19 protein-coding genes are annotated in these 22178 nt (G+C 70.4%); 2 read left to right on the forward strand and 17 right to left on the reverse strand.

Annotated features, from left to right (window positions below; all coding sequences use genetic code 11):
* Nucleotides 1–98 precede the first annotated feature (98 nt).
* The 4 genes from ACIRDX_RS04340 to rpsO form a co-directional block, all read right to left on the reverse strand.
* The gene (locus ACIRDX_RS04340; RefSeq protein ID WP_396624175.1) at nt 99–467 is read right to left on the reverse strand and encodes a cupredoxin domain-containing protein; all 369 of its coding nucleotides are present in this window, start codon (nt 465–467) and stop codon (nt 99–101) included.
* The gene (locus tag ACIRDX_RS04345) at nt 464–2764 is read right to left on the reverse strand and encodes a serine/threonine-protein kinase (protein WP_396624176.1); all 2301 of its coding nucleotides are present in this window, start codon (nt 2762–2764) and stop codon (nt 464–466) included. The genes ACIRDX_RS04340 and ACIRDX_RS04345 overlap by 4 nt, the downstream gene beginning before the upstream one ends.
* A gap of 108 nt (nt 2765–2872) precedes the next feature.
* Nucleotides 2873–4972, reverse strand: coding sequence for a polyribonucleotide nucleotidyltransferase (gene pnp, locus ACIRDX_RS04350; RefSeq protein WP_396624177.1), 2100 nt, complete (start codon nt 4970–4972; stop codon nt 2873–2875).
* Between the two features lie 189 nt (nt 4973–5161).
* A complete protein-coding gene (gene rpsO, locus ACIRDX_RS04355; protein ID WP_239489361.1) occupies nt 5162–5431 on the reverse strand; it encodes a 30S ribosomal protein S15 in 270 nt (89 codons plus the stop codon).
* A gap of 188 nt (nt 5432–5619) precedes the next feature.
* Between rpsO and ACIRDX_RS04360 the strand changes: the two genes are divergently transcribed.
* Both ACIRDX_RS04360 and ACIRDX_RS04365 read left to right on the forward strand, forming a co-directional pair.
* Entirely contained in the window at nt 5620–6030 is a 411-nt protein-coding gene (locus ACIRDX_RS04360; RefSeq protein WP_396624178.1) for an antitoxin Xre/MbcA/ParS toxin-binding domain-containing protein, read from the forward strand.
* A complete protein-coding gene (locus ACIRDX_RS04365) occupies nt 6027–6461 on the forward strand; it encodes an RES family NAD+ phosphorylase (protein WP_396624179.1) in 435 nt (144 codons plus the stop codon). Before ACIRDX_RS04360 ends, ACIRDX_RS04365 begins: the two co-directional genes overlap by 4 nt.
* Before the next feature lie 6 nt (nt 6462–6467).
* Here ACIRDX_RS04365 and truB read toward each other — a convergent pair whose 3' ends face one another.
* The 13 genes from truB to ACIRDX_RS04430 form a co-directional block, all read right to left on the reverse strand.
* Nucleotides 6468–7391, reverse strand: a complete 924-nt coding sequence (truB, locus tag ACIRDX_RS04370) for a tRNA pseudouridine(55) synthase TruB (protein ID WP_396624180.1) — start codon at nt 7389–7391, stop codon at nt 6468–6470.
* The gene (locus ACIRDX_RS04375) at nt 7388–8362 is read right to left on the reverse strand and encodes a bifunctional oligoribonuclease/PAP phosphatase NrnA (RefSeq protein ID WP_396624181.1); all 975 of its coding nucleotides are present in this window, start codon (nt 8360–8362) and stop codon (nt 7388–7390) included. Before ACIRDX_RS04375 ends, truB begins: the two co-directional genes overlap by 4 nt.
* Nucleotides 8346–8753, reverse strand: coding sequence for a 30S ribosome-binding factor RbfA (gene rbfA, locus ACIRDX_RS04380; RefSeq protein WP_396624182.1), 408 nt, complete (start codon nt 8751–8753; stop codon nt 8346–8348). Before rbfA ends, ACIRDX_RS04375 begins: the two co-directional genes overlap by 17 nt.
* 195 nt (nt 8754–8948) lie before the next feature.
* The gene (gene infB / locus ACIRDX_RS04385; RefSeq protein ID WP_396624183.1) at nt 8949–11975 is read right to left on the reverse strand and encodes a translation initiation factor IF-2; all 3027 of its coding nucleotides are present in this window, start codon (nt 11973–11975) and stop codon (nt 8949–8951) included.
* A 90-nt stretch (nt 11976–12065) separates the two neighbouring features.
* Nucleotides 12066–13379 (reverse strand): transcription termination factor NusA, encoded by a 1314-nt coding sequence (gene nusA, locus ACIRDX_RS04390; protein ID WP_396624184.1) that lies wholly within the window; start codon nt 13377–13379, stop codon nt 12066–12068.
* A 5-nt stretch (nt 13380–13384) separates the two neighbouring features.
* A complete protein-coding gene (gene rimP, locus ACIRDX_RS04395; protein WP_396624185.1) occupies nt 13385–13894 on the reverse strand; it encodes a ribosome maturation factor RimP in 510 nt (169 codons plus the stop codon).
* Between the two features lie 147 nt (nt 13895–14041).
* Complete coding sequence (rimO, locus tag ACIRDX_RS04400) at nt 14042–15469, reverse strand: 30S ribosomal protein S12 methylthiotransferase RimO (RefSeq protein ID WP_396624186.1); 1428 nt, start codon at nt 15467–15469, stop codon at nt 14042–14044.
* Between the two features lie 167 nt (nt 15470–15636).
* Nucleotides 15637–16935: an asparagine--tRNA ligase gene (gene asnS, locus ACIRDX_RS04405; protein ID WP_396624187.1), complete on the reverse strand. Its 1299-nt coding sequence runs from the start codon at nt 16933–16935 to the stop codon at nt 15637–15639.
* A 60-nt stretch (nt 16936–16995) separates the two neighbouring features.
* Nucleotides 16996–17856: a sugar phosphate isomerase/epimerase family protein gene (locus ACIRDX_RS04410; protein WP_396624188.1), complete on the reverse strand. Its 861-nt coding sequence runs from the start codon at nt 17854–17856 to the stop codon at nt 16996–16998.
* 70 nt (nt 17857–17926) lie between these two features.
* Nucleotides 17927–18973 carry an aminoglycoside phosphotransferase family protein gene (locus ACIRDX_RS04415; protein WP_396624189.1) on the reverse strand — a complete coding sequence of 349 codons (1047 nt, stop codon included), beginning with the start codon at nt 18971–18973 and terminating at the stop codon, nt 17927–17929.
* 145 nt (nt 18974–19118) lie between these two features.
* Nucleotides 19119–20063, reverse strand: a complete 945-nt coding sequence (locus ACIRDX_RS04420; RefSeq protein ID WP_396624190.1) for a sugar phosphate nucleotidyltransferase — start codon at nt 20061–20063, stop codon at nt 19119–19121.
* A complete protein-coding gene (locus tag ACIRDX_RS04425; protein WP_396624191.1) occupies nt 20060–20602 on the reverse strand; it encodes a class IV adenylate cyclase in 543 nt (180 codons plus the stop codon). The genes ACIRDX_RS04420 and ACIRDX_RS04425 overlap by 4 nt, the downstream gene beginning before the upstream one ends.
* The gene (locus tag ACIRDX_RS04430; protein WP_396624192.1) at nt 20603–22144 is read right to left on the reverse strand and encodes a trypsin-like peptidase domain-containing protein; all 1542 of its coding nucleotides are present in this window, start codon (nt 22142–22144) and stop codon (nt 20603–20605) included.
* Nucleotides 22145–22178: the final 34 nt, after the last annotated feature.

The raw sequence follows: 22178 nt of genomic DNA on the forward strand, positions 1-22178 counted from the left end.
CCGTGTCGCTCGTGGCTGGTCCCTTGCGTCCTGTTCCCGTGTCCCTTGTACCCCTTGTGACTTGCGTACTCGTCCCTTGTCCCTGGTTCAGCCGTGCCCTACCGGACGATGAGTTCGCCCTGCATGTCCTGGCAGCCCTCGTCGGCGCGCATGCTGCAGTAGAAGGGAAAGCGTCCGATCTCGTCGGCACGGAACTCGAACGTCACGCTGCCGCCCGGGGGCACGCGCTTCTGGATGCGATAGGCATCCACGGTGAAGCTGTGCGCGATGTCGGGCGAGGTGAGCGTGAGACGCACCACGTCGTTGCGGCGCACGTCGATGACTTCCGGCTCGAACGTGTACTTGCGCGCCACCACCGTGAACGAGCGGCGGCCCGGCGCCTCGGGCTCGGGCTGGAGCGGGGCAGTGGTGAGCGCTGCCACGGTGCGCAGCACGTCGCGGCGCGAGAGCAGGGGGGCGTCGGTCATCGTGGCTCCAGGCTGGCCGCCAGTGCCTCGAGTTCCCGTCGAAGCGTCGACCCGCGCTCCGCGGCGAGGAGGCGGCGCGCGTCGGTGAGATGTGCCCGCGCCTCGGGGATCCGGCCGGACGCATGGGCGGCGTGTGCCAGCAACAGCCTCGCCTCGCCGACCGTGCCCGGCGAGGCGTTCGGGTTGACACCGACGGCCGCAATCACGGCCTCGGCTTCTCGCCGCACCGCGGCGAGGTCGCCCAACTTCCACGACGCGCGCGCCACCTGCACGCGCGACTGCAGCGTCTGCGGGTGCTCTGGGCCCAGCGTCGCGAGCCGGATGGCGAGACCCTGTCGGAACAGGTCCAGCGCCTCTTCGGGGCGATTGGCGTCGAGGCGCGTCAGCCCGAGGAAGGCAAGGCTGCTGCCGATCCGCGGGCTGTTGGGCGGGAGCACCGCGCGCCGGATGTCGAGGGCGCGCTGGAAGAGCGTCGCGGCTTCCTCGCTGCGGCCCTGGGCCCGCACGGCGCGCCCGAGGTTGGTGAGCCCGAGCGCCACGAGATCCTCGCCTTCTTCCCTGGACTGCAGTTGCTCCCACATGGCGACGCCGGTGCGATGCAGCGCCTCGGCTTCCGCATGGCGTCCCTGCGCCTGCCGGACGAGCCCGAGGTTGTTGTACGTCTCGGCCACGTCCCTGTCGACCGCCGGCAACAACCGGCGGCGGATGGCCAGGGCCTCCTCGAGCGGCGCCACGGCCTCGTCGGGCCTGCCGGCGTAGCGACGCACGTCGCCGAGCGCGTCGAGGCTCTCGGCCAGGACGAGCGGGTCGCCGCTGCGACGCATCACCACGGCCTCGGCGTTGAGGCGCTCGGACACGTCGTACTTGCCGAGTTGCTTGTAGACGTCGGCCAGCGACTGCAGCAGTTCGCCGCGCACCTCCGGCTGGTCGCGCATCGTCGTCTGCAGGCGCGCAGCCGCGCGTTCCAGCATCTGCTCGGCGGTGATGGGCTCGCCGAGTGCCTGCCTCGGGTCGGCCTGCCCGAACATGTCCACGAGGAAGCGGTTCACGGCCGAGGCGCGTGCCAGCGCCTGCTCGGCGCGATCGCGCTCACGGGCCACGCGCGCCGACTGGACGGCGGTCATGGCGGAGAAGGCCACCAGCAGCACGGCCGCGACGCCGGCGGCGGCCACGGCCAGTCGGTGACGCCCGACGAACTTGCGTGTCCGGTAGACCCACGAATCGGGCCGCGCGAGCACGGGCTGGCCCTGCAGGTAGCGCTCGACGTCGTCGGCCAACTGGTCGACCGAGGCGTAGCGGCGCGTCGGCTCGAAGGCCATCGCCTTGAGCACGATGGTGTCGAGGTCGCCGGCCAGCAGGCGGCGCAGGCGGTCGGGCGTCGTCTGGCGCGCGACGGCGATCGCGAGCCATTCCTCGGCCTCGGGGGGCTCCGCCGCCGTGAAGCGGGCCCGTGGCGGCGGCGTGCCCACAGCGGTGCTCGGTCGTACCACCGACTGCTCGCGGAGGACGCGCTGCAACTCGTCGCGGGTGCCCGACGTGAAGCGGTGCGGCTTGCGCCCGGCCAGCAGTTCGTAGAGGACGACGCCGAGCGCGTACACATCGGCGCGGGTGTCGACGTCGGCCTCGAGCACGCCGGCCTGCTCGGGACTCATGTACTCGGGCGTGCCGACGAACTGGCCCTCGCGCGTCAGCAGGTGGCGATCCGGGCCGTCCTCGGCGACGACCTTGGCGATCCCGAAATCGATCACCTTGGGCACCGCCGCACCCTCCTCGTCGGACACGAGGATGTTGGACGGCTTGAGGTCGCGGTGGACGATGCCCTTCTGGTGCGCGTGCTGTACGGCGCGGCACGCACTCACGAACAGCGCCAGGCGCTCGTGAACCGGCGCGTACCGGGCGTCGCAGAACTCGGTGAGGGGCAGGCCCTCGACGAGTTCCATCACGAAGTAGGGGCGCCCGTCGGCCGTGGCGCCCGCGTCGTACACGCGGGCCACGCCCGAGTGGTTCATGCGGGCGAGGACGAGGCGCTCGGCCTCGAACCGGGCGATCAGCCGGTCGGTGTCCAGCCCGCGGCGCACCAGCTTGAGGGCCACCTCCCGCTTGAGGGGTTCCTCCTGCGTCGCGCGGTACACGACGCCCATGCCCCCGGTGCCGAGCACGCCCGTGATCGTGTAGGGCCCGATGCGTCGCGGCGTGCCGAGGCCGAGATCGTGCACCACGCCCCCGGCGACCCGCGCGGGCGCGTCTGCCTCGGTGACGAGGGTCGGCAGGGTAGGGAAGGTGGAGGGGTCGGTCAACGCCGGTGTGAGACGACACTCATGGTCGGGCGAAACGAGAAAGGGCGCAACCCCCGTGAGGGAAGCGCCCTTCCGACTGCCGACTGCCGACGCCCGACTGCCGAGAACCTACTCGGCCTTCGGCTGCTCTTCCTGGAGGAGGGCCTTGCGGCTGAGGCGAATCTTGCCCGACGGGTCGACGTTGAGCACCTTCACCAGGAGCTGCTCGCCTTCCTTGAGCTCGTCGCGCACGTCCTTCACGCGGTGCAGGGCGATCTCCGACACGTGCAGGAGGCCGTCCACGCCCGGCATGATCTCGACGAATGCGCCGAAGTCGGCGATGCGCTGGACCTTGCCCATGTAGGTCTTGCCGATCTCCGGCGTCGCGGTGAGCTCCTGGATGATCGCCAGCGCGCGCGCGGCCGACGCCTCGTCGTTGCTCGCCACGTTGATCCGGCCGTCGTCCTCGACGTCGATCTTGACGCCGGTGCGCTCGATGATGCTGCGGATCATCTTGCCACCGGGTCCGATGACGTCGCGGATCTTGTCGACCGGGATCTTGATGGTCACGATGCGCGGCGCCCACTGCGAGGTCTGCGTGCGCGGCGCGGCGATCGTCTCGGCCATCTTGCCGAGGATGAACAGCCGGCCCTCGCGCGCCTGCGCCAGCGCCTGCCGCATGATCTCCATGGTGATGCCGCTCACCTTGATGTCCATCTGCAGCGCGGTGATGCCCGCCGCGGTGCCGGCCACCTTGAAGTCCATGTCGCCGTAGTGGTCCTCGGCGCCGGCGATGTCGGTGAGCACCGCGAACTTGCCGGTGTCCTCATCGAGGATCAGGCCCATCGCCACGCCGGCCACCGGCGCGCGCAGCGGCACGCCGGCATCCATCATCGCCATCGACCCGCCGCACACGCTGGCCATCGACGACGAGCCATTGCTCTCGAGGATGTCCGAGACGACGCGGACGGTGTAGGGGAACTGCTCCTCGGTGGGCATCACGGGCACGAGGGCCCGCTCGGCGAGGGCGCCGTGGCCGATCTCGCGACGGCCCGGGCCGCGCATGAAGCCCGTCTCCCCGACCGAGAACGGCGGGAAGTTGTAGTGCAGCATGAAGCGCTTGTACATCTCGCCGTCCATCGTCTCGATCTTCTGCTGATCGTCGGCGGTGCCCAGCGTGGCGGTGACCAGGGCCTGCGTCTCGCCGCGGGTGAAGACGACCGAGCCGTGGACGCGCGGCAGGACCTGCGCCTCGGTCCAGATCGGGCGGATCTCGTCGAAGCGGCGACCATCGAGGCGCTGGCCGCGCTCGAGGATCTCGCTGCGCAGCACCTTCTCCTTGAGGCCCTTGAAGACCTTCTTGGCCTCGGCCCGCTTCTCGACTTCGGTGTCGGGGTACGAGGCGAGGAGTTCGGCCTGGACCTGATCGACGCGGCTGTAGTTCTCGAGCTTGTCCTTGAGGCGCATGGCCTCGGCGAGCGGCTGCAGCGCCTTGTCCTCGACCTCCTGCTGGAAGGCGGCGTCGGTCGCCTTGGCGGCCACCGTCAGCTTCTTCTTCGGCGTCGCGGCGACGAGCTCGTCGATGGTGGCGACGATCCGCTTGATCGCCTCGTGGCCAGCGTCGAGCGCGCCGACCATCGTCTCCTCCGGCACTTCCTGCGCGCCCGCCTCGACCATCATGATCGCGTCGGCGCTGCCGGCGATGATCAGGTCGAGGGCGCTGGTCTTGCGCTGCTTGAAGGTCGGGTTGATCACGTAGGCGCCGTCGACGTACCCGACGCGGACGCCGGCGATCGTCTTCTGGAACGGCATCTCCGACAGCGCGAGCGCGCAGCCCGCACCGGTCACGGCCAGCACGTCGGAGTCGTAGTCGGTGTCGGCCGAGATCACCATCGCGATGATCTGCGTCTCGAACGCCCAGCCGGCGGGGAAGAGCGGACGAATCGGCCGGTCGATCAGGCGGCTGGTCAGCGTTTCCTTCTCGGTCTGCTTGCCTTCGCGCTTGAAGAAGCCGCCGGGGATGCGGCCCGACGCGTACGTGAACTCGCGGTAGTCGACCGTCAGCGGCAGGAAGTCGATGCCGACCCGGGGCGAGGAGGCGTGGCAGGCGGAGACGAGGACGACCGTGTCGCCCATCCGGACCAGGACCGATCCATCGGCCTGCTTGGCGAGCTTGCCGGTTTCGAACGAGAGTGCCCGGTTACCGAGCTCGAGACTGCGCGTGTGCATGGGGTTCCCTGTCATGTCATGTGCCAGGGGACCTGTCTGCCCTGGCGGTGTGCGTGCGGTACGACGATGTCGCGCGAGTGGGGCCGCACGGCGGAGGGGCCGCCGGGCCTGCCACGAGCCGCGCGCCATCGCTGAGCGCGCCAAACGCGAAGGGACGGAAGCACGGCTTCCGTCCCCTGGTATGGCTCGCTACTTGCGGATGCCCAGACGCTTGATCAGCTGGGCGTAGCGGTCGGTGTTCTTGGCCTTGACGTAGTCGAGCAACCGGCGACGCTGGCCGACCAGCTTCAGCAGGCCCCGACGCGAGTGGTGGTCCTTCGCGTGCGTCTTGAAGTGCTCGGTCAGGTAGGTGATGCGCTCGCTCAGGATGGCCACCTGCACTTCGGGGGAGCCCGTGTCGGACTCGTGCTGGCGGAAATCCTCGATGAGGTTGGTCTTGCGGTCCTTCGTCAGTGCCACGGTGCTTCCTCCGCGAGCGGCCCAGTCGACCCACGTGGGGCACCGGTCCGTCGACGTGCATGGCGCCCGTCCATCGGGAGCCAGCGAACTCGGAATGATAGCTGATCCTGGTCGCCCCACGCCAGCCGATGTCCCTCGGTTGCCCGCTGCCTGGCTGGTGGCAGTGTTGCCGTGCTACAGTAGGCATCATGCCGCGCTCGTCCCTCGTCGTTCGTGAGCGCCCCCCGCGCGACGACCTCCGGCTCGCCGATATCGTCGTCTCGGGCACGCTGCCGTTGTCGGTGCTCGACGAACTTCTCGAGGCCGGGTTCTCCGCCACGGAGATCGGCGACCTCGTCATCAATCCCCGGACGCTGCGGCATCGCCGCGCCCGAGGGGAGGCGCTGGCGATGGAAGAGGCCGAACGCGCCGTGCGACTCGCCCGGATGCTGGCCACCGCAGAAGCCGTGCTGGGCGGCCGGGCGGTGGCGTGGGCGTGGCTCCGCGAGCCCAACCTGTCCCTCAATCGTGCCCGGCCCCTCGACCTCTTGAAGAGCGAGATCGGCGCCCGGGCCGTCGAGGAGACGCTCGTGCGCCTCGAGCACGGCCTGTTTGCGTGATCTGCTGGCGCATCTCGCAGCACGCCGACCTCTCGGGCGCGGGCGGGCTGTACGCGAGCGGGCGCTGGCACTCACGGGGCCAGCCGGTCGTCTACCTTGCCGATCACCCGGCGTCCTGCCTGCTCGAGATGCTCGTCCAGGGGGCCTCACTGGCCGCGCTCCCCGAGGCGTACCGATGGCTGCGCGTCGACACGGCAGATCTGGCGGTCGCCGACGTCGGCTCGCTGCCGTACCAGTGGCGCGACGACATCGCGACCACGCGAGCCCTTGGTGACGCCTGGCTCCGGAGCCGGGCGACCGGGCTCCTGCGTGTGCCCTCGGTGATGGCGCCGGAGTCGTGGAACTACCTGCTCAACCCGGCCCATCCCGCAGCGGGTCGCTGCCAGATCACTGCCGTCGTGGACTTCCCGCTCGATCCGCGCCTGCGCTGAGGCGGGTCAGGCCAGCACGATGTCGGCGTGCAGCAGGCCGCGCGCCTGCCGGCTCGGTACGGCGAGGGCCACGAGGGTGCCGGCGTCGTCCAGCAGACGGACCCGCTCGGCAAGAAAGGCATCCGCAGCCTGTCCGGGGGCCGGCGCGAACGGCAGGCCGTGCCGCACCGCGCGCGCCTGTGCCTCGTCGAGCGTGAGCGCAGGCAGGTGGGGTAGCAGGGCGGCCAGCGGCAGCAGCCAGTCGGTCAGGGTGTCGGCGCTCGACTGGGCGACGGCATCCAGGCCGCGGGCCTGACCGAGGTCGAACACACCGCTGCCGGTCCGCCGCAGGGCGGCCAGGTGCGCTGGCACGCCGAGGGCGTCGCCGAGATCGCGGGCGAAGCTGCGCACGTAGTAGCCGGCTGACGTCTCGAGGTCCACCACGGCCACCCCGCGCTCGACATCCCACTCGACGAGCGTGACCGCGTGCGCCGTGACCGGGACCGGAGCCAGGTCGACCGTCTCCCCGCGCCGGGCGAGCGCGTAGGCACGCTCACCGTCGACTTTCTTTGCCGAGTGGGCCGGCGGCACCTGGCCATGCGTGCCCACCGCGGCCGAGAGTCCTGCCGCGAGCGCCTGCGGCGTGATCCGGTCGCGAACCTCCGCCGGTGCCTCGGCCACCGGTACCCCGGTGCAATCGCCCGAATCGGTGGCGACACCGAAGGCCACGTCGGCCCGATACCGCTTGCGGCTGGCGGTGAGGAACTGCGAGAGGCGGGTGGCGCGCCCGACGACCACCGGAAGCACGCCCGTGGCGAACGGGTCCAGCGTGCCGGTGTGCCCGACCTTCGTGCCACGCGGCAGCCGACGCCGCACCACGGCCACCACGTCGTGCGACGTCACGCCGGCCGGCTTGTCGACCACCAGCACGCCATCGAGCACGGCGCTCACCGGAGGGCGTCGAGCACGAGGGGCAGCAGGCGCGCTTCCACGGCCTCGAGCGACTCGGCGACCGTGAAGCCGCTGGCGTTCTTGTGCCCGCCGCCGCCGAACTCCTGGGCCACCGCCCGCACGTCGATGAGTCCCTTGGAGCGCAAGCTCACACGCGTGACGCCGTCCTCGTCGTTGCGCAACAGGCACACCGCGCGAATCTCCTGCGCGGTGAACGGCATGTTGATCAGCCCCTCGGTCTCGTCGGGCGACGACCCCGCGCGCACGTGCACGTCGGGGGTGAGGGTCAGGACCGCAAGGCGTCCGCCCGCCTCGAGCCGCATGCCGTGCAGCAGCTCGCCGATCAGGCGCACCCGACCGAGGCTGAAGCTGTCGTAGGCGACCTGGCCGATGTGCACCGGATCGGCGCCCGCGAGCACGCAGCGACGCGCGAGTTCGAAGCTGCGCGCCGAGATGTGCGAGTGGCGGAACCCGCCGGTGTCGGTGAGCAGCCCCAGGTACAGGTAGGTGGCGATGTCGGCATCCCACGGCACGCCGAGCGCGTCGATGGCGTCGGCCACCATCTCGACGCAGGCGGCCGCGCCCTCGTCGAACCAGTTGACGGTGCCGTACGCGGTGTTGCCCAGGTGGTGGTCGATGTTGAGGATGGCGTTCGCCTGCTCGAATCCGGCCACACCGGTCCGCCCGAGCGCGCTCGACTCCATCACGATGACGGTCGCGCCCGCGGCATCCACCTCGCGCGTGATCTCGAGCGTGTCCATGTGCGGGAACACGAGGAAGGGCGCCGGCGCGGGGTCGCTGCACAGGGTGCGCACCGGCCGCCCGAGCCGGCGCAGCGCGATGGCCATCGCCATTACCGACCCGAGCGAGTCGCCGTCGGGGCGCGCGTGGCCGCAGATCAGGACCGGGCCGGCGTCCCGTAGCGCCTCGACGAGGGCCGCGGGCACGGCGACGTCACTCAGCGTGGTCATCGGGCGTGGCCTCGGCGCGCTCGCGGGCTTCCCGTTCGGCGCGCTCGCTGGCGATCTCGCGCAGCAGCGTCTCGACGCGTTCCTGGCGCTCCAGGTTCTCGTCGTAGTGGAACTTCACCTCGGGGGCCCGGCGCATGTTCATGCTCTCGGTCAGCCGGCGGCGCACGAACGGCGTGGCACGCTCGAGTGCCCTGGCCGTCTTGCGGCGCTCGGCCTCGTCGCCGACCAGCGTGTAGTACACGTGGGCCAGGCCCATGTCGCTCGTCATCTTGACGTGCGTGACCGTGAGCAGGCCGATCGCCGGGTCCTTCACCTCGAACGACAGCAACTGGCTGACCTCGTCCTTGATGTGGTCGGCGATGCGCTCGGCGCGGGAACCTGAACCTTGCATTCCTGCATTGTACAAATGCTGCGATGCCGGAATGCCGGAAATGCCGCGAAGGCACGGCAGGGCGGAAGGAAGCAGGAAGACGTCGGGAAGGCCAAGCGGGCCAGAAACGACGAATGCCGAAGGGTTTGGCCCCTTCGGCATTCGCGGCATCGCAGCATCGCGGCATTCCGGGCTGACGCCCGGCGCCGCCGGGCGTCAGCCCGGGATGACGACCGCGATTTCCTCGGTGACGAACACCTCGATGGTGTCGCCGGCCTTGACGTCGTTGTAGCGCTCGAACGTCATGCCGCACTCGAGGCCGTTCTTGACCTCCGACACGTCGTCCTTGAAGCGCCGCAGCGAGCTCAGCTTGCCGGTGTGGATGACCACGCCCTCGCGCAGCAGCCGGGCCTGAGCGTCGCCCGAGCGGCGGATGACGCCCTCGGTGACGAAGCAGCCGGCCACCGTGCCGGCCTTCGGCACGCGGAACACCTCGCGCACCTCGGCCATGCCGATCCGGTTCTCCTTGATGGTGGGGGCCAGCATGCCCGCCATCGCGGCGCGGATCTCGTCGGTGACGTTGTAGATGATCGAGTGGAGGCGGATGTCCACCTTCTCGCGATCGGCCACCGATTCGGCGTTGCGGTCCGGCCGCACGTTGAAGCCGATGATGATGGCTTCCGATGCGGTGGCGAGCAGCACGTCCGACTCGTTGATGGCGCCGACGCCGGAGCTGAGTACGCGCACCTTGATGCGGTCGTCGCCCAGCTTCTGGAGCGAGTCGGCCAGCACCTCGGCCGAGCCCTGCACGTCGGCCTTGATGATGAGCGCCAGCTCCTTCACGTCGCCCTCGGCGATGTGCTTCTGGAGCGACTCGAGCGTCATGCGACCGCCCTTGGCGCCGAGCGACTTGGCCTTGGCCTGCTCCTCGCGGAACATCGCGATCTGGCGGGCCTTGGCCACGTCCTCGACGGCCTGGAACGTGTCGCCAGGTGTCGGCACGCCACCCAGGCCGAGCACTTCGACCGGGGTGGAGGGGCCGGCCTCGCGCACCGAACGACCGCGGTCGTCCTGCAACGCGCGCACCTTGCCGACGATCGTCCCGACCAGCACCGTGTCGCCCACGTGCAGCGTGCCGTCCTGCACGAGCACCGTGGCCACCGGGCCGCGCCCGCGATCGAGCTTGCCTTCGAGCACCGTGCCCGAGGCATTGCGCGAGGCGTTGGCCTTGTGCTCGCCGATTTCGGTGACCAGCAGGATCATCTCGAGCAGCGTGTCGAGGTTCTGCTTGGCCTTGGCCGAGACCGGCACCATCACCGTGTCGCCGCCCCAGGCCTCGGCCAGCAGCCCGACCTCGGACAACTCGCGCATGACGCGCTCGGGGTTCGAGTCCGGCTTGTCGACCTTGTTGATCGCCACGATGATTGGCACCTTGGCCGCCCGCGCGTGGTCGATCGCCTCACGCGTCTGCGGCATGACGCCGTCGTCGGCCGCGACCACGAGGACCACCACGTCGGTGACCTTCGCGCCGCGTGCACGCATCGTGGTGAACGCCGCGTGACCCGGCGTGTCGAGGAACACGATCTTGCGACCGTTCAGCTCGACCGCGTAGGCCCCGATGTGCTGCGTGATGCCGCCCGCTTCGCGCTCGGCGACCCGCGTCGTGCGGATGCTGTCGAGCAGCGTCGTCTTGCCGTGGTCGACGTGGCCCATCACCGTGACGACCGGCGCGCGACTGACGCGGTCCTCCGGGTTGCTGGTGCCCTCCTCGAACTCGACGATCTCTTCCTCGAACGTGCGCACCTCGACCTCCGCGCCGAACTGGCGCGCGAGCATCGTGGCCGTGTCGGCGTCGAGGGTGCTGTTGATCGTCATGCGCATGCCCTGCTCGAGGATGACGCGCATCACGTCCTTCACCTTGGCCTCGAGCTTGTCGGCCAGGTCCTTGACGGTCATGCCCTCGGCGAGGGTGATGATCCGCGTGATCGGCGGCGGCGCCGCCGGCCCGGACTGCATGGGCTGCTCGAGACGCGGACCACGGGTGCGGCTGCCGCCACTGCGGCCGCCGGGGCGGGGACGATGCCCGCCAGGCGCACCGCCGGGGCGATAGCCACCGGGACCGCCACCGGGCTGGCCCGGTCGCGGGAACTGCGCGGCGCCCGGGCGCTGTCCGGGCTGGCCCGGCTGTCCTGGAGGGCCTCCGAACGGACGTCCACCAGGACCGACGACGCCTGGGGCGCGGCCGAGGGGGGCGAACGTGGGCTGGTAGCTCGGGCGTGCCGTCTGAGGCAGCGGCGAGCGGATCGGCTGCGTCGGCAGCGGGCGCGGGCCTCCAGGCAGCGCCGCCCCAGGGGGGAGCGGACGCGGGCCTGATGAGGCCGGGCGCGGCGGGCCTGCCGGGCCGGCGGGGCCAGCCGGGCCGCCGACCGGCGCAGGGCGCCGGACGGGCGGAGGCACCGGTGGTGCCGCCGGGCGCGCCGGGCGCATCGGCGGGGCGGTCACCGGGCGGTTGGGATCCTCGACACGCAGGCGAATCGACGGCGGCACCATGCGGCTCGGGTCCTGGTCGTCCTCCGGGGACGACGGTGCCGCTGCCGCGGCCGCCGGGACCACCGGTTCGGCGACCGGGGCAGGTGCGACCGGCGCGTCCGCCCCGGCCGGAGGCGCGGGGGCCTCCCGCTCGGCGGGCGCTGCAGGTTCACTGGCGACGGCGACCGCCTCGACGGGCGCGGGTGGCGGCGCGATCGATTCGGGCGCCGGTGCCGAGGCCGCCGGCACCGCCGGCGCGCTCGGCGCCACCGGCTCAGGCACCTGGGCGGGCGCTGTCTCGACCGGCGCCGGGGGCGCCTCGTTCGGGACGTATGCCGCGGCCGGGGCGACGACCTCGGAGCCGGACAGGGGCGCCACTGGCGCTCCCGGCACCTTGAGCGCCTTCACGAGGCGCGGCGGGGGCAGCGGGGCCGGCTTGGGGGGCTCCGGCGCGGCGGGAGCCTTTCCGCCCGGACCGGGCTTCTTGCCCACGGGCCGTGCCGCAGGACCTTCGTTGAACATCTGCGCCGCGGGCGGGAGCGCAATGTTGCGCTTGCGCGCATGGCGCTCCACGAACTGCCTGGCCACCACCTCTTCGATGGTGCTCGAGGCCGAACGCACCTCGATGCCTGCCTCCACCTTCAGGAGGTCCATGACCTCCTGGCTGGGAGCATTCAGCAGTTCCGCGACTTTGTAGATCCGGACAGTCGACAACGTGTCCCCTTCGTTCTAGGCCTGCCTCCGACCGTGCCCTTGGCCCCGGTCGGCCCTTCTCTCGCGACGCCCCCACGGGGCGTACGAGTACTACGACTCTTGCGGCGGTTCCGCGTCGCTGCCCGGACCCGTTTCGAAGTCCATCGGCGAGGCATCCCCCGGGAGCGCATCGGCTCCCGGCGTGGCGGTCGTGGCCTCGGCCTGCTCGGTCGCGGCCTCGACGCCCATGTTGGGGTCGAACAGCGCGTCCATCGCAGCGGCGCCGGTCAGCGGCACCTCGGCCTGGCCCTCGGCCACGGCATTCCAGTCGAACCCGGCGAGCTGGGCCTCGACTTCCTTGCGCTTCTCTTCCTCGCTCTTGATGTCGATCTTCCAGCCGGTCAGCTTGGCGGCGAGCCGCACGTTCTGGCCCTTCTTGCCGATCGCGAGCGAGAGCTGCTTGTCCTCGACCACCACCTCCATCACCCGCTCCTGGTCGTCCAGGATGGTCACGCGCTGGACGCGCGCGGGGCTGATGGCGTTGGTGACGAACTCGACGGGATCCTCCGAGAACTCGACGATGTCGATCTTCTCGCCCCGCAGTTCCCGGATGATGGCCTGCACGCGGGTGCCCTTGATGCCGACGCAGGCGCCGACCGGGTCGACGTCGCGCTCACGGCTGTACACGGCCACCTTGGCGCGATCGCCCGACTCGCGCACGGCCCCGCGGATCATCACGGTGCCGTCGTAGATCTCCGGGACTTCCTGCTCGAACATCTTCACGAGCAGCGCCGGGTCGGTGCGCGACAGGATGACCTGCGGCCCCTTCAGGTTCTCGTTGACGTTCTTGATCACCGTCCGCACGCGGTCGCCGATGGCGTAGTTCTCGGCGCGGGACTGCTCCTTGCGGGGCAGGCTGGCCTCGATGCGCCCGAGCTCGACGATGATGTCGCCCTGCTCGAAGCGCTTGACCATGCCGGTCACCACCTCGCCGACGCGCGACGAGAACTCGTCGAACACGTTGCGCCGCTCGGCCTCGCGGACCTTCTGGAAGATGACCTGCTTGGCCGTTTGCGCCGCGATGCGCCCGAGCTTTTCCTTGCTCTTCGGGAACTCGATCTCGTCCTCGAGCTCGATGCCCGCCGCGTATTCCTCGCCGTAGACCCGGTAGATGTCCTGGGCGTCGCCCAGCGAGATCTCGATCGCGGGGTTCTCGACGGTCTCCACGACCTTCTTCACGGCCAGCAGCTCGACCTCGCCCGTCTCGTAGTTCAGGCGGGCCTTCAGGTTCTCGCCGTCCTTGCCGTAGGACTTGCGCGAGGCGGTGAGCACGGCCTCCTCGATCGCCGTGATGACGATGGCCGGATCGATCCCTCGCTCCTTGGCGAGCGTCTCGATCGATTGCACGAGCGGATTGGTACTCATCGCGTCTAGAACTCCACCTCGAGACGGGCCCGACTGATCGCCGCAAGCGGAATCCGTCGCTCCTTGCGACGGCCCACCTGCAGGATGACGGCCTCGTCCTCGACACCGGCAATCCGGCCTTCGAAATGCGTCTGGCCCTCGACCCCGGCCGGCACCACCAGCTTCGCGAGCCGTCCGCTGAACCGCCGGTAGTCGTCGGCGTGCCGCAGCGGGCGGTCGAGGCCCGGTGACGACACCTCGAGGGTATAGGCGTGGTCGAGCACGTCCTCCACATCGAGAATCGTGCTCAGGTCCGTGCTCACCCGCTGGCAGTCCTCGATGCCGATGGACTGCTCCGGCGTCTCCACGACCACGGCACCGTCGGCATCGCGCTGCAGCGGCCGATCGATGACGACACGCAGCACCCAGCCACTCGACTCCCGCCGCAGCTGGATGTCGAAGATGTCGAGGCCGCTGGATCCGGCGACGCGGTCTGCCGCGGTCCGGACGCGCTCCAGGCGCGTGTCGGTTGTCACAGTCGACGAGACGGCGACCCCTGAAACACAAAGAGTGGGCAAAGCGGCCCACTCCGGAAGGGTAGCCTGAACTCCAATCGTGGACTGTACCACGGTTTCGGGGCCGCGCGGAAGGCCCGGGACGACGGGCATCGCGGCATCGCGGGATTACAAGGTCAGCGCTTCTACTGGTCTGACAATGAGGTCGTAGCCCGCCGCATCCACCACCTCGGCGTCCACGTAGGTCCCGGGCGGGAACTCCGTCGGGTCGCAGTCGGTGAAGAACACGACCGGATCCACCTCGGGCGCCTGGCCGGGCAGCCGGCCCTGGAGCACGAGGTCGTGCTCCTTCGACGGGCCGTCCACCACCACGCGCACCATCTGGCCGATCCGCGCCTTCTGGCGCCGTGCCACGATGCGCTGCTGCACCTGCATCACCCGCTTCTGCCGCTTCCGCTTCACCGCCTCCGGCACGTCATCGTCGAGGCTGGCCGCCGCGGTGCCCTCCTGGTGCGAGTAGGTGAAGACGCCCACGTGGTCGAACTCGATGGTCTTGATGAAGTCCACGAGCTCGTCGACGTCGGCCTCGGTCTCGCCAGGGAAGCCGACGACGAAGGTGGTCCGCAGGGTGACGCCGGGCAGGGCGTGGCGGAGGTTGCCGAGCAGCGCCTCGTAGCTCTTGCGGGTGCCCGGGCGCCGCATGCGCTTGAGCATCGCCGCCGCCGCGTGCTGCAGCGGCAGGTCGATGTACCGCACCACCTTCTCGCAGGCGGCCATCGCCTCGATGGTCTCGGCCGTGATCGTGGTGGGGTAGAGGTACAGGAGGCGAATCCACTCCAGGCCCTCGATGGCGTTCAGGGCGCGCAGCAGGCGGCCGAGCGCGCCGCGGTCCTGCCGGTCGCGGTCGATGCCGTAGAACGTGGTGTCCTGCGAGACCAGCAGCAGTTCCTTCACCCCCCGAGCGGCGAGCGCGCGCGCCTCGGCCACCACCGAGGCCTCGTCGCGGCTCCGGTAGGCCCCGCGCAGCTTCGGGATGATGCAGAAGGCGCAGTTGTAGTCGCACCCTTCGGCGATCTTCACGTAGGCGTAGTGGCCCGGCGTGGTCAGCCGGCGCGGCGTGGCCGCGTCGTAGAGGTAGGTCGGCAGGGGCGCGTCGGCGTCGCGGTGCCGCGCACTCAGCGGCTGCGCCGACCCGTCGGCGCCGCGGGCGAACAGCCCCACCGGCGCGGCACTGCCCGGTGCCGCAGGCGACTGCCCCTCGAGGGCGCCCACGATGGCGTCGACCTCGCCGGTGCCGAGCACGGCATCGATCTCGGGGATCTGCTCCCGCAGTTCCTCGCGGTATCGCTCGGCGAGGCAGCCGGTCACGACCAACCGGCGGGCGCGGCCGCCCGTCTTGTGCTGCGCCATCTCGAGGATGGTGTCGATCGATTCCTGCTTGGCCGAGTCGATGAAGGCGCACGTGTTCACCACGAGCACGTCGGCGTCGGCCGCGTCCCCGGTGATCTCATGCCCCGCGCGTTCGGCGAGCCCCAGCATCACCTCCGAGTCGACGAGGTTCTTGGGGCAACCGAGGGAAACCAGTCCAATCTTCATTGACGCCTAACGCTTAACGCTTAACGCTTGAGCCCAACGCTTGACGAGCGCCATGCGTCATGCCTGATGTCTCATGCCAGGGGAGAAGGCGCTGCCCGGTAGCCAGTACCCGGCACCCGGCACCCGGCACCCGGCACCCGGCACCCGGCACCCGGCACCCGGGCTGTTTACGGGTACAGCCTGTACAGCATCCGCGGGTACGGAATCGTCTCGCGGACGTGCTCGAGGCCGCAGATCCAGGCGACGACGCGCTCGATGCCCATGCCGAAGCCGGCGTGCGGCACCGACCCGTAGCGTCGCAGGTCGAGATACCAGTCGAAGGCTTCCTGCGGCAGGTCGTGGTCCTTGATGCGCTGCAGGAGCAGGTCGTAGTCCGCGAGGCGCTCGCCGCCGCCGATGATCTCGCCGTAGCCTTCGGGTGCGAGCACGTCGACGCCCAGGGCGAGTTCGGGGCGCTCCGGATCCGGCTTCATGTAGAACGCCTTCACGGCCGCGGGGTACCGGTGCACCATCACGGGCCGGTCGAACTGGTCCGAGAGCACGGTCTCGTCGGTGCCGCCGAAGTCGCCGCCCCACTCGACGGGCAGGCCGGCCGCCTTGAGCCGCTCGATGCCCTCGTCGTAGGAGATGCGCGGGAACGGCGTCTTCACCGTCTCGAGCTTGCTCGTGTCGCGCTCGAGCTGCACGAGCTCGGCGCGGCGCTTGTCGAGCACGCGCGAGACCACCGATTCCACGAGTTGCTCTGCGAGCGACATCGTGTCGTCGAGGTTGGCGTAGGCGACCTCGGGCTCGACCATCCAGAACTCGGTCAGGTGGCGGCGGGTCTTGCTCTTCTCGGCGCGGAAGGTCGGCCCGAAGGCGTAGACCTTGCCGAGCGCCATCGCGTTGGCCTCGTTGTACAGCTGGCCGCTCTGCGTGAGGTACGCCGTCCCGTCGTCGAAGTACTTGACCGGGAACAGCGTGGTCGTGCCTTCGCAGGCCGACGGCGTGAAGATGGGCGTGTCGGCGAGGATGAAGCCGCGGCTGTTGAAGAAGTCGCGGACGGCATCGATGATCTCGTGGCGCACCCGCAGGATCGCGTGCTGGCGCTGCGACCGGATCCACAGGTGCCGCCGGTCCATCAGGAAGTCGACGCCGTGTTCCTTCGGCGTGATCGGGTAGTCCACCGAGTCGCCGACGACCTCGAACCCGGTGCCGGTCAGCTCGTAGCCCCCCTTGGCCCGCGCATCGGCGCGGACCTTGCCCGTGACGATGATCGAGGTCTCCTGGGAGAGGTGGTCGGCCTTGGCGAACAGTTCCTCGCCGATGTCGGCCTTGGACATCACGACCTGGATGAAGCCCGTGCCGTCGCGCACGATGAGGAAGTGGATCTTCCCGCTGGAGCGGCGGTTGTGCAGCCACCCCCGGAGGGTCACGTCCTGGCCGTCGAACTGGGCGATGTCCTGAATGTAGGCAACAGGCGGCATAAGTCCGACAGACAGGATCGCAGGAAACGCCGAAATCCGGTAGGGACGCCTCTCGGGGCGTCAGTCCTCGCTGAAGGCGAAGTCGAGGCCGAGCAGCGATTCCATCCGGCGGCGGGCGGCACCGGCGCGGCGGAGGGTCGCCGCTGCGCCATCGGCGCCGGCGGCCAGTTCGAACAGCAGCGTCCCGTCGTACCCGACCTTCTGGAAGCCGATCAGCAGTTCCCCCCAGTCGATGACGCCCTCGAAGGGCACGAGGTGGTCATCCGACCGGCCGCGGTTGTCGTGCAGGTGCGTGGTCACCAGGTAGCCGGCCACGGTCTCGAGCGCGTCGACCACGTCGCCCTGCAGGCGGGCGTGGCCGACGTCGAGGCAGATCCCGAGGTGGGGCAGCTCCTCGTCCTCGATCAGGCGCACCAGTTGTCGCGCCGTGGACAGGGCGTTGGGAATCACCTCGACGGCGATGCGCACGCCCACCCGCTCGGCGACGGGAATCAGGGCCTCGAGCGTCCGGAGCACCGCATCGCGCTGGTTGTCGCCGGTCGGCGGGGCGTACTCGTCCGGCACGCCGAGATGCAGCACCAGGTGCTCGTAGGGCGCCACCTCGGCGAGCGCCAGGGCCCTGGTGCACTCGTCGATGGTCCGGGCCCGCTGTGCGGCCGACGCGGTGCCCGTGGAGATGGGCGGGCCCCAGGTCGTGCCGTGCAGGAACTCGGTGATGGGCGCGTGCACGCTGTGCAGGCGGACGCCAGCCGACGCGCACCAGGCGGCAAGGTCGCGGCCGACCTGCGCGTCGTGGTAGTCGACGTGCGAGCGCGTGGCGAAGACCTCGACAGCCGAGAAGCCCTCGGCCGCCATGGCCTCGAGATGTCCCGGCCCCAGGCGCTCAGCATGGAAGAGATGGGTGGAGAGGCCGAAGTCCACGGGAATAGGCTACAGCCTACAGGCGACAGGCTGCCTGCAGGTAGCCTGCAGCCTGCAGCCCGTGGCCCTTCTATTTGAGTTCGTCCACGTGGGCCGCGAGCAGGTCGTGCAGGCGGCCAAACTGGCGGTAGCGCGCCAGGTTCGTGCGGACGTAGCGCAGCGTCCGGGGGATGTACTGGATGTATACCGGGTTCTGCTTGGCTGTGGTCTGGTACCCGAACGTACCCAGGGCCTTGAGGTTGCGCTGCAGGGACATGACGTCGAACCGCTCGCGGAACTCGGCCTCCGCTTCCGGCCGGCCGGTCAGCGCCAGGAAGTAGGCCAGCAACCAGTTGACCGTCGAGTCCGACAGGTCGACGTACGAGTCGCGTAGCAGCGAGGCGAGGTCGTACGTGTCGGGGCCGAGGCGGGCGTCCTGATAGTCGATCAGGTACAGCCGCTGGCTGTGCAGCATCAGGTTGCGGCTGTGGTAATCGCGGTGGCACAGCACGCGAGGCTCCGCCGCGAGTCGCTCCACGAGCAGCTTCAACTCCGCGCGGATGGCCGTGTGCGTGCCCTCGTCGAGCTGGACGCCCCGATAGCCGAGCAGGTAGTGCTTCAGGAAGAAGTCCATCTCCCAGCCCAGCTTCGCCTCGTCGAAGGCAATGCCGTACGGGAGGTACGCGTCCGAAGCCAACTCGGCGCCGCGGCTCTGGAGCGCCGCGATCAGGCGCACGGCTTCGCGGTACAGCCGGCCGTGCTCCTCGGAGGTCGCCAGGCCGAGATGCGCCTGCAGCGTCACGTCGCCGAGGTCCTCGAGCAGCAACAGGCCGAGATCCGGGGCCTCGTCCAGGATGTCCGGCACCGGCACCGGCATCTGGTCGAGCAGCCGGGTCACGTTCAGGAAGGGCAGTGTCTCGTCGAAGGCCGCCGGGTAGGCGGCCAGCACCATCGTCTGGCCTTCGGGCGAAATCAGCCGGAAGTAGCGACGATCGGAGGCATCGCCCGTCAGCGGCACCACGCGTACGCCGCGCGCGCGCTGCCCGCTTCTCCCGAGATACTGCTCCACGCGATCCTGGAACGAATCAGCCACCAGCACGTCCTGTCGAAGCGCCCGCCCGCCGGACGCGCGAAGCATGGTAACAGGCGTCGCGGACGCGCGCGTCCGCGACGCCCGGGGCATGGCTCAGGGCTCAAGGCTCAGGGCGAAGGCTGAAGGCTGAAGCCGCAAGGGAACCAGGACGAGAGGCCCGAGCGCCGCTCGGCGATGGCTGGCGAGTCGCTTACGCGATGCCGTCGCGCAGGTGGGTCCCCTGCGGCAGGGGATGGGCGCCGGTCACGATCACGCCATCGAGCACGCAGTCGGCGGGCACGTGGGCGCCGGGCCACACGATGCAGTGGCGCAGCGTCGCCGACGGGGCCACCGTCGCGGTGTGCGCGATGACGTTGCCCTGCGCGTCGGCGGCCTGGGCGCGACACGTGCGCCGATAGTCGTCCACCGTGCCCACGTCGTCGAAGCGCGCGTCGAACACCACGCCGCGGACGGCTCCGGGGTGCGTGGCCATGAGGCGAGGGTAGATGCCGGCCACGCTTTCGGCAGGCACGTGGTCGGCCAGGTCCGCCAGCACCGATCGCTGCACGATCTGGACGCCGGGGAAGTGCACGCTCGGTGCGCTGCTGGACCGGGGCACGAAGCCCGTGACGACGCCGTCGGCCAGTTGGGGGCACCGCGCGGCGGGCGTCCTCGGCCCCGGCGCCGGGACGGGCACGTCCATCGTGACGCCACCGTAGCGCCCTGGCGCCGGATGCGGCATGAGCCCCATCGTGACCTGCGCGTCGTGGGCGACATGCGCGTCCCACACGGCACGCAGCGGGATGTCGCACAGCGTGTCGCCATTGACGATCAGCAGCGTGTCGCCGTCGATCAGGGGCAGCGCGTGACGCGGCCCGCCGGCCGACCCGAGCACCACGGGCTGTTCCCACGAGTAGCGGACGCGCAGGCCGTACTGTGACCCGTCGCCGACCTCGCGTGCGATGGTCTCCGGCAGGTGGTGGAGGTTCAGCACGGCGTCCGTGATGCCTTCGGAGGCCAGCCGTCGCAGGATGATGCCGACCAGCGTGTCGTCGCCCACCGGCATGACGGGCTTGGCGCGCAGGTCCGTGAGCGGGCGCAGGCGCGTGCCGAGGCCGGCCGTGAGCACGAGCGCCGGCGGCGGCCAGGCCGTCATGCGGGGAAGAGCATGTGGGGCCCGAGCCCCAGTGCCGCGCGGCGCTCGCCGTGCAGGCGCGCGTACGACGCGGTGATGTAGCGGTCGGGCGTCGCCCCGAGCGCCTCGGCCAGCGCGGTGATGCGCGCTTCCTGGCCCTCGAGTTCGACGAACACACCCACGGGCGTCTCGTCGACGGCGACCACGCAGGTCTCGTCGCCGAACTCCTCGCGGTACTTCTGGTATCGGAAGGCCATCTGGTAGCCGAGTGCCTCGAAGATGGCGCGAGTCATGGCCGCGTCTGCGGTGGCGGTCTCGAACTCCGGGCGGACCTTCATCGGGCCGGGCACGGGCGTGCCCTTGAAGGTGACGATCGGGTAGCCGTCGTCGAGGCGCAGGCGGAGGGCGCACCCCTTGCCGCGGAGGCTGCCCTCCGGCGTGTCGTAGAGGGCGTCGTCCTGCAGGCGACGGGGATGACGCAAGGGGAGGCCGAGCGCGCCGATGGCGACGCGCGCGGCCTCGATGGAGGGGTACTCGAGCTTGATCTCGCGCTCGACCACTTATTCCTTGCGGATGGCGAGCCCGAGTTCCTGCCCGCTGCGCAGCACGAGGAGGCGCGCCAGGCGCCCACTGGCGATCGCCTGGAGCTTCTTGCTCGCATCGGCGGCGCTGGTGACCGGCTGTCCGTTGATCTGCGTGATCACGTCGAAGCGACGCAGCCCGCCCTCGGCGGCCGCGCTGCCGGGATCGACCTCGGTCACGATCGCCCCGCCCGTGGCGCGCGGCAACTCGAGCCGCCGTGCGATGTCGGGCGTGACGTCCTCGAGGCCGATGCCGAAGCCGGCACTCTCCTCGACGGCGCTCTCCTCCTCGGTCGTGCCCGCTTCGGCCTCGAGGTCGAGCTCGCCGATGGTCACGCTGAGCGGCGTGTTCTTGCCATCACGCACCACGCGCAGCGGCACCGTGGTGCCCGGGCGGGTCCGCGTGACCATGTCCACCAGCTGGTCGCGGTTCTTCACGGCCTTGCCGTTGAACTCGACGATGACGTCGAGCGGCTTGAGGCCGGCCTTGGCCGCCGGGCCGCCGGGGGCGACGACCGACACCAGGGCGCCCGACCGGCTCGTGAGGCCGTAGTCCTCGAAGGCCTGGGCGTCGATGCCCTGGATCTGCACGCCGATCATGCCGCGCGTGACCTTGCCGGTCCGCAGCTGCGGCACGAGCTCGCGCACGAGGTTGATCGGCACCGCGAAGCCGATGCCCATGTTGGACGCCTGGGCGCGGTCGCTCAGGATGGCGGTGTTGATGGCGATGACCTCGCCGCGCACGTTGAGCAGCGGGCCACCCGAGTTGCCGGGGTTGATGGCGGCGTCGGTCTGCAGCATGTTGACGCTGCGCTGCGGCGCGACCGGGAACGGCCGACCGAGGGCGCTGACCACGCCGACCGTGACCGTGTGGTTCATGTTGAAGGGGTTGCCGATGGCGACCACGAAGTCGCCGGGCTGCATCTGGTCCGAGTCGCCGAACTTCACCTGATGGAGCGGCATGGCCGGCTTCTTGAGCAACTGGATCAGCGCGCTGTCGGTGAGCGGGTCGCGGCCGACGATCTTGGCCTCGAACTCGACGTCATCCTCGTCGCCGAAGAAGGCCACGTGGATCTTGTTGGCGTTCTCGACCACGTGATTGTTGGTGAGGATGAGGCCCTCGGCCGCGTCGATGATGAAGCCGGTGCCGGCGCCCTGCGACTGCGGCTGCTGGCGCTGCCGCTGGCGCTGCCGGTTGCCCTGGCCGGGCTGCTGTCCTTCCGGCATGAAGCGCCGCAGGAAGTCCTCGCCGCCGAAGAACTCGGTCAGCTCGTCGGTGCGGGGGGTCGACTCCGTGCGGATGTTGACGACGGCCGGCGACACCTCGCGCGCGATGGTGCGGAAGGTGGTCGCGTCGACGGTCCCGGTGATGGGCGCGCTGTTGGCCGGTGGCGCGGCGGTCAGGGGCTGGGCCGACGAGGTGGGCGACAGGTCGAGCCGCGCCGCCAGCACCATGCCGATCGCCACCGAGGCGATCGCCAGCAGCACCGCGTAGAAGAGCGTGGTCTTGCGAGTGGACATGCGTGTCTCCGTGCGTCCTGCGACTGCGGGGCGG

The sequence above is a fragment of the Luteitalea sp. genome (assembly GCF_044337415.1).
Taxonomy (GTDB): Bacteria; Acidobacteriota; Vicinamibacteria; order Vicinamibacterales; family Vicinamibacteraceae; genus Luteitalea.

Bases quoted from the DNA above. Each gene is read 5' to 3' on its own strand.
- ACIRDX_RS04340 (WP_396624175.1), bottom strand. From the start codon at position 467: ATGACCGACGCCCCCCTGCTCTCGCGCCGCGACGTGCTGCGCACCGTG.
- pnp (WP_396624177.1), bottom strand. From the start codon at position 4,972: ATGCACACGCGCAGTCTCGAGCTCGGTAACCGGGCACTCTCGTTCGAA.
- ACIRDX_RS04360 (WP_396624178.1), top strand. From the start codon at position 5,620: ATGCCGCGCTCGTCCCTCGTCGTTCGTGAGCGCCCCCCGCGCGACGAC.
- ACIRDX_RS04375 (WP_396624181.1), bottom strand. From the start codon at position 8,362: ATGACCACGCTGAGTGACGTCGCCGTGCCCGCGGCCCTCGTCGAGGCG.
- rbfA (WP_396624182.1), bottom strand. From the start codon at position 8,753: ATGCAAGGTTCAGGTTCCCGCGCCGAGCGCATCGCCGACCACATCAAG.
- nusA (WP_396624184.1), bottom strand. From the start codon at position 13,379: ATGAGTACCAATCCGCTCGTGCAATCGATCGAGACGCTCGCCAAGGAG.
- rimO (WP_396624186.1), bottom strand. From the start codon at position 15,469: ATGAAGATTGGACTGGTTTCCCTCGGTTGCCCCAAGAACCTCGTCGAC.
- asnS (WP_396624187.1), bottom strand. From the start codon at position 16,935: ATGCCGCCTGTTGCCTACATTCAGGACATCGCCCAGTTCGACGGCCAG.
- ACIRDX_RS04415 (WP_396624189.1), bottom strand. From the start codon at position 18,973: ATGCTTCGCGCGTCCGGCGGGCGGGCGCTTCGACAGGACGTGCTGGTG.
- ACIRDX_RS04420 (WP_396624190.1), bottom strand. From the start codon at position 20,063: ATGACGGCCTGGCCGCCGCCGGCGCTCGTGCTCACGGCCGGCCTCGGC.
- ACIRDX_RS04430 (WP_396624192.1), bottom strand. From the start codon at position 22,144: ATGTCCACTCGCAAGACCACGCTCTTCTACGCGGTGCTGCTGGCGATC.